7 protein-coding genes and 1 riboswitch are annotated in these 10,191 nt (G+C 68.2%); of the genes, 2 read left to right on the plus strand and 5 right to left on the minus strand.

Features of this window, described 5'->3' with window-relative positions:
* From VEG08_06325 to VEG08_06335, 3 genes are all read right to left on the minus strand, one after another.
* Nucleotides 1–783, minus strand: a 783-nt coding sequence (locus VEG08_06325) for a hypothetical protein (protein HXZ27601.1), incomplete at its 3' end; no start/stop codon positions are given.
* Between the two features lie 74 nt (nt 784–857).
* A complete protein-coding gene (locus VEG08_06330; GenBank protein HXZ27602.1) occupies nt 858–3,554 on the minus strand; it encodes a protein kinase in 2,697 nt (898 codons plus the stop codon).
* A 69-nt stretch (nt 3,555–3,623) separates the two neighbouring features.
* Complete coding sequence (locus tag VEG08_06335) at nt 3,624–4,166, minus strand: hypothetical protein (protein ID HXZ27603.1); 543 nt, start codon at nt 4,164–4,166, stop codon at nt 3,624–3,626.
* Nucleotides 4,167–4,302: 136 nt separating this feature from the next.
* A riboswitch (cobalamin riboswitch) is annotated at nt 4,303–4,509 on the plus strand.
* A gap of 26 nt (nt 4,510–4,535) precedes the next feature.
* On the opposite strand from VEG08_06335, the gene VEG08_06340 reads away from it, so the two are divergent.
* Nucleotides 4,536–6,746 carry a TonB-dependent receptor gene (locus VEG08_06340; GenBank protein ID HXZ27604.1) on the plus strand — a complete coding sequence of 737 codons (2,211 nt, stop codon included), beginning with the start codon at nt 4,536–4,538 and terminating at the stop codon, nt 6,744–6,746.
* Nucleotides 6,747–6,881: 135 nt separating this feature from the next.
* Here VEG08_06340 and VEG08_06345 read toward each other — a convergent pair whose 3' ends face one another.
* Nucleotides 6,882–8,291, minus strand: coding sequence for an ATP-binding protein (locus tag VEG08_06345; GenBank protein ID HXZ27605.1), 1,410 nt, complete (start codon nt 8,289–8,291; stop codon nt 6,882–6,884).
* 15 nt (nt 8,292–8,306) lie between these two features.
* Nucleotides 8,307–9,029 carry a class II aldolase/adducin family protein gene (locus VEG08_06350; GenBank protein HXZ27606.1) on the minus strand — a complete coding sequence of 241 codons (723 nt, stop codon included), beginning with the start codon at nt 9,027–9,029 and terminating at the stop codon, nt 8,307–8,309.
* 136 nt (nt 9,030–9,165) lie between these two features.
* On the opposite strand from VEG08_06350, the gene queA reads away from it, so the two are divergent.
* Nucleotides 9,166–10,191: tRNA preQ1(34) S-adenosylmethionine ribosyltransferase-isomerase QueA (gene queA, locus VEG08_06355; GenBank protein HXZ27607.1), on the plus strand; the 1,026-nt coding region annotated here is incomplete at its 3' end.

The raw sequence follows: 10,191 nt of genomic DNA on the forward strand, positions 1-10,191 counted from the left end.
CTCCCCCAGCCGGATGCTCTTCTCGGTGATGTCCCTAAGGTTGTCCTCGGGTACGGCTGGTTCGGTCCGGTCCGGCGAGGGGTGCGCTGCCAGAACGGCCGGCACCTGTTCCAGCCCGATGGAGATGATGCGGCAGGCCATGAAGTAGCCCTTGCCGTCGCAGATGTCGATGTTCGCCTTTTCCCGGGAGAAATCGATGGGCTTGCCGCCGCTGTCGAACACCACCGTGAAGCTGTAGGGCTTCCCGGCCTCGAAGACGTAGTCGTCCTCGTAGTATTCGGGATGCACCTTGGTGAAGTAGTCCCCGAAAACCTGCTTCTCCGGAGGACCCAGATAAGCTGGAAAGGTCAGGTAGTGCCCGGTCTTCGGGAAACTGAGTGTATAGGTGAGCGCGAAGCGCTGGCCTCCGCGATCGGACGCGAGCGCTTCGATCGAGCTTCCATCCAGCGCGATGCGGTTGAGGACGCTCTCCCGCCGGGCGTGCCGCACCCAGGTGCTGAAATAGCTCGCCGGGAGCGCCACCTCGGCCGTCCCCAGGGTCAGCATCACCCACGCGGTCAGAGCCAGGACGCGCCGCTTGGGCAGGAACCTCCAGGCGCAGAAACAGCCCACCCAGATGGAGAGTATCTCGGCCAGGAAGATCCCGAGGAAAGACAAGGGAAAGGAGAAGATGGCCATCTCCTTCAGGCCGAAGGCCAGCATGACCGTGTTCTGGAGGCACGCCACCAGCGTGGCCGTCCCCGCCACGATCAGCATCCCGGCCAGGCCCGGCCTCGCGCTCATACGTTCGCTCCCCAGGGGTGAATCATGCCACACGGTCTGAACGCCGGGTATCCCTATCTTCGCAGCCGGCCCCCCTACTTGCGGAAGCCGGTGAACAGCAGGACGTCGATGTTCTCGGTGCCGTGGAGGATGGCGATCTGCTTGCCGCCGGGCGAGTAGGCGACGGCAATGATGTAGTCGTTGGGAGCGGTGAGATGGGTCACCTGCCGCGGCGAGGCCGAGTCGAGCGGCTGCAGCCACAGGTTGCTGTTCTGGCCGTGGAGCACGGCGTAGACGAAGCCCTTGCTGTCGGGCGTCCAGGCCAAGCTGGGGTCGGCGTTCACGCCCACCCCGATCGGCCAGCGCTGGGTCACCTGGCCGTCGGCGAGCCGGAGAATGGCGAAGAAGGCCTGGCGGGCGACGCCTTGGCCGGTGGTGGTGACGAACAGGAGGGAGGTCCCATCGGGCGAGACCAGCGGGTGGCCCGCCGGTGAGGGCCCGAAGAGGGTTGGCTCGCCGCCGGCCACGGGGACCTTCATGATGCGCACGATGCTGCCGTCGAGCGAGGTGAAGTACAGCAACTTGCCGTCGGGAGAGCAGCCGGGCTCCACGTTGAGGTTGCCGTGGGTGAGCTGGCGGGAACTGCCGTCGGCCAGGTTGAAGTACCAGAGATTGACCGAGTTGGCCTCGCCCAGACGCTCCAGGACGACGGCGTTCTGGCCGCAATTCACGGGCGCGCCGGCGGGACGGCCCTCCGCGATGGTCTCGCGGTTGCCGCCGTCGGCATCGAGGGCCAGCGCCTGCAGGTCGGGAGTCTCCACCGCCAGCCGCTTGTCCGAGATCCACGCGATCGTCCGGCCCAGGTCGCGGTCGTTGGTGACCTGGCGCATCGCGCCGGGATCGGAGGCGGGCGCCAGGTACACATTGTCGCCGGTTTCCACCTGGGTGACCGAGAGGGTGCTCTGGGACGCGTCCAGGCTCATGCTCTGGTAGCTGTTGAGGTCGCTGGTGAAGCGCAGGGGCTCGCCCGCAGGATAGGGCTGGTAGTAGATCTGGGTGCGCGAGCCGTGCGCCAGGTCGGCGGCTTCCAGCAGAAAACCGGAGGCGGTGAGCCAGCGCACGGAGTTGATGTTGAGTCGGGAGAGCACGCGCGTGGGGCTTCCGCCAGCGACGCGGTACACGGCGATCTCGATGAGAGCATCCTTGCCGAAGTGATTGGCGGCCGCCGCCAGCAGCGTGCCGTCGGGCGACCAGGAAGGGGCGGCGGTCACGAACTGGTCCTTGGCCGTACGGACGCCCAGCTCCTGCTCGCCGCTGCCGTCGGCGTTGGCGATCATCAGCAGGCTCCGGCCCCCGACCACGTCGCCCCGGATGAAGGCGATCTTCTTGCCGTCGGGCGAGAAGGTCACGCCGCTCGACACGTCCGCGACGACCTTCTTCATCGGACCGCCCAGCGTCGGCACGGCGTACAGGTCCAGCCGGTCGGGGTTGTCGGCCGAGGTGTGCGCGAAGTAGACGTAGTCGCCGTCGGGAGTGAAGGAGATGTCGGCCTGGTAGAAGCCGGGGCCGGGCGGGATCACCTGGATGTGGCTGGCGGTGTTGACCGCCTTCACCCACAGGCTGCGGTCGCCCTCGCGCCGCACGTAGGCGACGTACTTGCCGTCGGGCGAGATGCCGGCGTAGACCGCCTGGCCATGCTGCGTCAGCCGCGTGATCTTCATCTTCTGCGTGTCGAAGGGGATGCCGGGGTGCCCCAGCCACTTGAAGATCCCGATCGACGCGCCGGCGATGAGCGCGATGGCCAGCAGCAGCCCGCCGGCCAGCGTCCACTTGTGCCGCCGGGCCTCGCCCAGCAGGATCTGCGAGCTCGACGGGACCTTGGCGGTGACGCTGGGGGGTACGGCTGCCGCCATCTTCCCGGAGCTGGAGTCGCGCGCCAGCCGCCGCAGCTCCGCCCGCATCTCCGCGGCCGACTGGTAGCGCAGGTCCTTGTCCTTCTCCAGCGCGCGCAGGAGGATCAACTCCAGGCGCTCCGGCACCTTTTCGTTGAGCCGCCGCGGCGGCACCGGCGCATGTTCCAGGATGTGGTTGAAGACCACGGCGGGGCTGGTGCCGGGGAAGGGCAGCTTCCCAGTGGCCATCTCGTAGAGCACCGCGCCCAGGCTGAAGAGGTCGGAGCGCGCGTCCAGCTCCTCCCCGCAGGCCTGCTCCGGCGACATGTAGGCGATGGTGCCGACGGTCGAGCCCGCCTGGGTGAGGGTGACGCCCGAATCCGACGCCGGGCCGCCTCCCATGGGCATGGTCTCGGCCACGTGCTGCTTGCGGGCGAGCTTGGCCAGGCCGAAATCGAGCACCTTGGCCTGCCCGCGCGCGGTCACGAAGATGTTGCCGGGCTTGATGTCGCGGTGGACGATGCCCTTGGCATGGGCGGCGTCGAGGGCGTCGGCGATCTGCGTGCCCAGGTCAAGCACGTCGGCGAGACGCAGCGCCCCCACCGCCAGCCGCGCGGAGAGCGGCTGGCCCTCCATCAGCTCCATGACGATGAAGTTGCGCTCGCCCTCGCGCTCCAGGCCGTAGATGGTGCAGATGTTGGGATGGTTGAGAGCGCTGGCCGCCCGCGCCTCCCGCCGGAAGCGCTCCAGCGCCTCCGGATCCTCGCCCATCTCCGCGGTCAGGAACTTGATGGCGACCTGACGGCCCAGGTTCAGGTCTTCGGCGGCGTACACCACTCCCATGCCGCCGCGGCCGATCTCCGCGGTGATGCGATAGTGCCCGATGGTCTGCCCGATCATGGCCTGCCTCGGACTGTAATGCAGGGACCGGGCTGTTGGCTAGTGCAGGACCGTTTCCACCGGGGGCTGTTACCGCCAATAACGATGGACGAACGTCCAAGCCGCATCCGAGGTAATGAGCTTGATCAGCCAGATGATGGCTAGGATGCTGCCCGCTCCGACCACCCACACCGTCAGGACTTGCTCCCAGTCGAGAGGGAGCTTTTCCACCACGGTCAAGGCATCCGGCGAACCCCGCTTCCGCTCGACCAAGTATGTTGCGGTAGGAATGAGCGGAAACCAGAACAAGACTATGAAGATCGTTGTCTTGAAGCGCTCCCGCCCGGTCTGAGGATCCTGGGTGCGGTTGGCCCTGCCGAAGCGCATGCGGCCGACGCCCAGATGAGGCAAGAAGCCGAGCATACCCAGGTTCCTCTCCTCCTCGGCTTTGCGCTTCTCTTCCTCCCGCCGGGCGGCCTCCAAGTCCGCCTGACGGTTGATGCCTCTCCTTGCCAGCTCGTCCGCCAGGGCGACGCTCGCATCCTGCGTCAACTCCTCTGGCGTCAACGCGAGCCGCAAGAGCTCCTCATTCGGCTTGTTGCGATATACCTCTGCGAGCTCCCGCATGTCCACGGCCGGGAATCCTAGCCCAACCTGCCTGGCCAGACAACGCCCACTGCTCGGGCGGGTGACTCGTCCCGCCGCCGTTGACACTGCGTGCGTTCACCGATACATTCGTTTCGTTCCCGGGCGCTCGCCGCCCACGATCTTTTCCATCCTCGGTTCGCGCGCCCCGTTCACCGTAGGCGGGGCTGGAAAGCGGGTGAGAATCCCGCGCTGCCGCGCAACTGTGAGCGAGAAGCTTTCGCGGCCTGGGCCACTGTGGCGTTCGCCATGGGAAGGCCGGCCGCTCGAGGGGCTGCACTTCGCCCCAACTCGTCAAGCCAGGAGACCGGCTCGAACCGCATCCAGCAACCCCTTTCGCGTGCAAAGGAGGCTGTCATGCGCACATCCCGGTTGCTCCTGCTTCTCCTGCTCTTCAGTTCGCTCTCTGCCCGGGCGGCGGAATTGAAGGTCGAGGTCACCGACCCCCGCGGCGCCGCCGTGGCCGGCGCCCGTGTCACCCTCTACCACAGCGGCGGCCGCGACGCCCTGGCCGTCGCCCGGACCTCGGCCGAGGGCGTGGCCGCTCTGCCCGCGCCCGCTCCCGGCGACTACCGCGTCGAAGTCCTGGCTCCCGGCTTCGCTCCCCAGAGCGTGGCGGTGCGCGTTCCCACCGAGGCTGCGGTCCCCGTGCAGCTCGCCGTGGCCGGTCCCGCGAAGACCGTGGTGGTCACCGCCACCGCCACCCCCATCTCCACCGAGGAGGCCGGCGCGCCGGTCGAATCCCTCGACGCCGGCCAGCTCCAGACCCTGCAGCCGGTCGCCCTCGACGAAGCCCTGCGCTTCCTTCCCGGCGCGGTGGTCGGCAATGCCGGGCAGAACGGCGGCCTGGCCTCGCTCTTCGTGCGCGGCGGCGAGTCCCGCTACAACAAGGTCATCATCGATGGCGTCCCCGTCAACGAGGCCGGCGGCACCTTCAACTTCGGGGTGGTGCCGCTGGCGGGCGTGGACCGCCTGGAGTTCGTGCGCGGCCCGGCGAGCACCCTCTACGGCTCCGACGCCATGACCAGCGTGGTCCAGTTGTGGAGCACCAGCGGCCGCACCCGCACGCCCGAGTTCCTCTTCGGCGCCGACGGCGGCAACCTGGGCACCGCGCACGGCTTCGCTTCCCTGGCCGGCGCTCACGGCCGCCTCGACTACAATTTCTTCGCCGACCAGTTCAACACCGCCGGGCAGGGCCTGAACGACGACTACTCCAACTCCGCTCAGGGCGGCAACCTGGGCGTGGCGCTCGCACCCAGGGTCTTCTTCCGCCTGCGCGCGCGTCACTCCAACAGCCGCACCGGCGACCAGAACGAGTGGGTCTTCGGCGGCCAACCTCTGCTGCCCCCGGATGCCGACCAGTTCGCCCGCTACAACGACTTCCTGGCCAGCGGCCGCCTCGACTTCTCCGGCCCGGGTCGCTGGCAGCACCATCTCACCGGCTTCGAGTACAACCAGAAGCGCCTGAACCAGGACAGCGTCCCCGACCGCACCTGCGGCATCCCCTTTTTCCTCGACTGCCCCTTCTCGAGCCGCTTCCAGTTCAACCGCGCCGGGCTCGACTACCAGGGCGAGTACGCGCCGCGCAGTTGGGCGCGCACCCTCGTCGGCTACCAGTTCGAGGACGAGAACGGCTCGGACCTGGAGGACGACGCCGGCTTCGTGGCCGGCTTCCACGGCCTGCGCCGCAACCACGCCCTCTACGTCCAGCAGGTCCTCACCGGCGCGCGCTGGTCGCTGGTGGCGGGCGTGCGCTTCGTCCACAACGAGAGCTTCGGCAACAAGGCGGTGCCGCGCGTGGCCGCCAGCCTGCAGGTGCTACGCGGCGGCACGGTCTTCTCCGGCACGCGCCTGCGCTTCGCTTTCGGCTTGGGCATCAAAGAGCCGCGCTTCGAGGAGTCTTTCGGCATCGGCGGCTTCGGCATCCTGCCCAATCCGCTGCTCCAGCCCGAGGAGAACCGCTCGCTGGAAGCGGGCGTGGAGCAGGAGTTCGGCCGCGGCCACGCCTCCCTCTCCGCCACCTACTTCAACCAGAGCTTCCGCAACCTCATCACCTTCGAGTCCTTCGGCCCGCCCACCTTCACCAGCCAGTACGTGAACCTGAACCAAAGCCTGGCGCACGGCGCCGAAGTGGTCTTCCACGCCGGGCCCTGGCGCAGCCTGCGCCTCGACGCCGCTTACCTCTACACCTCCACCCAGGTGCTCGCGGCCCCGCTCTCTCTCTTCGACCCGCTCTTCGCGCCCGGGAGGCCGCTGCTGCTGCGCCCGCGCCATGCCGGCTCGCTGCTGCTCACCTACTTGGGGAAGAAGTGGGGCGCGGACCTGGGCGGCAGCTTCGTCGGCCGCCGCCCCGACTCCGACTTCCTCTTTGGCGCGGTCCCGCCGGTGGACCACACCGCCGGCTATGCCCGCTTCGACCTGGGCGGCTGGTACGAACTCGACCGCTACGTCACGGCTTACGCCACCATCAACAACGTCCTGGATCACCACTACGAGGAGGTCGTGGGCTTTCCCGCGCTGGGCATCAACTTCCGCGCCGGCCTGCGCCTGCGCCTGGGAGGAGACTAGGGAACGTGTGGCACAGGCGACCCGCCTGTGCAAACTTCAAGTCAGCCACCGATCGACACGGATTGCCACGGATCAGATTCTTTCAAGTCAAATCCGTGAAGATCCGTGAGAATCCGTGGCTGCTTTGAAGTTGCCTTACCCCGCGAAGCGCAGTTCCGCGGCCTGCTGGGCGCTGCTGGGCAGGAAGACCGAGAAGCAGGTGCCGCTGCGTCCTGGGCGGACGCTGCTGCGCACCTTCACGCTGCCCCCGTGCTTGTGGATGATGGTGCCGCTCACCCACAGTCCCAGCCCGGTGCCGTGCTCGCTCTTGGTGGTGAAGAAGGGCTCGAAGATGCGGTGCCGGTCCTCGGGCTTGATGCCGTGGCCGTTGTCGGCGATGAGCACCCGCACTCCGCGGATCTGCGGATTGCGCCAGTGGCGCGCGGGAGCGATGCGGATACGCACCGTCCCGTTGTGCCCCACCGCGTCCAGCGCGTTGCCCACCAGGTTGGTGAACACCTGACGCATCTCCACCGGGAAACCCTGGACCTCGCTGGGCTCGAAGAACTCCCGCGTCACCGTGATCTTGCGCAACTGGATGCGGTGACCCAGCAGCTTGATCACTCCCTCCAGCACCTCCGAGAGACGCACCGCCACCGGCTCCGCGCTCTCCCGGTAGAAGCCCAAGGTCTGCTTGGTGATGTGGGCGATGCGGCCCACCTCCTGCTGCGCCATCTCCAGGTAGGTGCGCGCCGGGCCCTCGTCGCCGATGTGCTCGCCCAGCAGGAAGAAGAGGTTGGTGAGCGCCTCCAGGGGATTGTTGATCTCGTGGGCCACGATGGCGGCCAGCCGTCCCACCACCGCCTGCTTCTCCGAGGCCCGCAGCGCCTCTTCCGCGCGCCGGCGCTCGCTCATGTCGCGCATCACCTTGGCGAAGCCGCGCACGTTGCCCTCTTCGTCCTTCAGTGCGGTGATGACCACGTTGGCCCAGAAGCGGTTGCCGTCCTTGCGCACCCGCCAGCCTTCCGTTTCCGCCCGCCCAAAGGCGCGCGCCGATTCCAGCTCCTCCTCCGGCAGCTTGCGCTCCTGGTCCCCGGGCAGGGAAAGCGCCGCGAAGGGCTGCCCGATCATCTCCTCCGCGCGGTAGCCGGTGATGTGCTCGGCGCCCGCGTTCCAGGTCAGGATCCGCCCCTCCGCGTCCAGCATCAGGATGGAGTGTTCCTTGGCGCCCTCCAGCAGCAGGCGCAAGGGCTCCTCGCTCTCCCGCCGCACCTGTTGCGTGGTCTTGGTCTCCCGCAGCAGGCGCGGCACCAGCACCGCCAGCACCACCGCCGTGGTCAGCGAAGCCACCGCCGTGATGACCTTGACATAGCGGGAGAGCTGGACGAAGGGACGATGCGGCGAAACCACCGCCAGGTAATAGGTACCGGCGCACGCCACCAGGAACACCGCCAGCAACAGGAAGGTGATGCGGAAAAAGACCTCCTGGCGCCCGCGCCGCACCAGGTACACCAGCATGGCCGCGATCACGATGTAGGAGAACCCGATCAGCAGGTCCAGGATCATGGTCCCTTGGTTGCCTCAGCGGCCGGAGCGCAGGCCCGACGCCTTCCCTACCCCGGAAGCCGCGGCCTCCGCCTTCGGCCCGCGATGGTTCGTCGCCGTGCCCTCGTACTTCTCCCGGGCCACCATCAGTTTGCCGATTTCCTCCCGGCTCAGCAACTGTTGTTTTCCCAGCAGGTGGGTCACCAGCGCGATCTGCGCGAAGTGCTCCACCGTTTCCATCTTCATGTAAGCCTTGGCCAGGTCCTCACCGTAGCTGACCACGCCGTGGTTGGCCATCAGGATGGCGTCGTGGTCCGGGACCAGCGGCGCCAGCGCTTCCGCCAGCTCCGGCGTCCCGGGCGTGCCGTAGCGCGCCAGCGGGACGGAGCCCAGCGCGATCACCACCTCCGAGCACAGCGCCTCGTTGAGGGGCACCCCCGCGGCGGCGTAGCCGGTGGCGGTGGGCGGATGCGCGTGCACCACCGCGTTCACGTCCGGGCGCAGCCGGTAGATCAGCAGGTGCATCCCGATCTCGCTGGAGACGTTGCGCTTGCCCTTCAGCTTGCACCCTTCCATGTCCACGATCACCAGGTCCTGCGCCTTCATCACGCCCTTGCTCATGGCCGTGGGTGTCACCAGCACCCGCTTCGCGTCCAGCCGCACCGAGATGTTGCCGTCGGTGGCGGCCACGAAGCTGCGCTGGTGCAGGCTTCGCCCCACGCGCACAATCTCTTGCCCGATCTGGCGCTCGCGGTTCATGCTGCAGAGGACCCCGGAAAGTGACAGTGGGCGTATCGTACCTTAGTGGGCATTTTCCGCGCAATCGCTGCGGGATGGTTCGGTAACCTGTTAGGTGCGCGCAGATCACCCGATCACCCGATCACCGGATCGCCCGATGCTCGTTTCCGACTTCCACTACGACCTCCCCCCTGAGCTCATCGCCCAGGAGCCGCTGGCCGACCGCGCCGCCTCCCGCCTGCTGCACCTCGACCGCGCCACTGGCGCCCTCGCCCACCGCCGCTTCCGTGACCTCCCCGGCCTGCTCCGCCCCTCCGACCTGGTGGTCTTCAACAACACCCGCGTCTTTCCCGCGCGCCTCTACGGGCGCCGCGCCGGCCTTCGCGCCCAGCCTCTCAGCCCCCGCAACCCCGCCTCCCGCGACTTCCTCCGCGGCCGGGTCGAGGTCCTGCTGACCTCTCCCGCATCCTTTGGGGAATGTCATCCCGAGGAGCGCAGCGACGAGGGATCTGCAGTTCTCGATGACGAGGGAAGCCGAACCCCTGGGGGCAACCCTCTCACCTGGCACGCCCTGGTTCGTCCCGGGCGCAAGCTGGGTGTGGGCGAGCGTCTCTTCTTCGGTGAGCACGACGAGCTCCAGGCCGAGATCCTGGCCCGCGGCGACTTCGGCGAGCGTATCCTGCGCTTCCAGCCCGTCCCCGACCTCTTCGCGTTGCTCGACCGCCTGGGCCACGTGCCTCTGCCGCCCTACATCGCGCGCCCCGACCAGCCCGCCGACCGCGAGCGCTACCAGACCGTCTATGCCCGTGAGCGCGGATCGGCCGCCGCCCCAACCGCCGGCCTGCACTTCACCCCCGAGGTGCTCGCTGAGATGAAGTCGCGCGGCATCGAGACCGCCGAGATCACCCTGCACGTCGGCCTGGGTACCTTCCAGCCGCTGCACGTCGAACGCGTCGAGGAGCACACGATGCACCGCGAGTGGTTCCAGATCGCGCCGGCCGCCGCCCAGGCCATCGAGCGCGCCCGCCAGAACGGCCGTCGCATCGTCGCCGTGGGCACCACCACCGTCCGCACCCTAGAGCACGCCGCGCTGCAATCGCCGGAAGGGCGCATCGCCCCCATGACCGGCTCGGCCGAAATCTTCATCTATCCCGGATTCCAGTTCCGCGTGGTGGGCGCGCTG

Source organism: Terriglobales bacterium (assembly GCA_035624475.1).
GTDB lineage: Bacteria > Acidobacteriota > Terriglobia > Terriglobales > Acidobacteriaceae > DASPRL01.

Excerpts from the sequence above, each read along its gene's own strand:
- VEG08_06330 (HXZ27602.1), bottom strand. The coding sequence starts at position 3,554 with ATGATCGGGCAGACCATCGGGCACTATCGCATCACCGCGGAGATCGGC.
- VEG08_06340 (HXZ27604.1), top strand. The coding sequence starts at position 4,536 with ATGCGCACATCCCGGTTGCTCCTGCTTCTCCTGCTCTTCAGTTCGCTC.
- VEG08_06345 (HXZ27605.1), bottom strand. The coding sequence starts at position 8,291 with ATGATCCTGGACCTGCTGATCGGGTTCTCCTACATCGTGATCGCGGCC.
- VEG08_06350 (HXZ27606.1), bottom strand. The coding sequence starts at position 9,029 with ATGAACCGCGAGCGCCAGATCGGGCAAGAGATTGTGCGCGTGGGGCGA.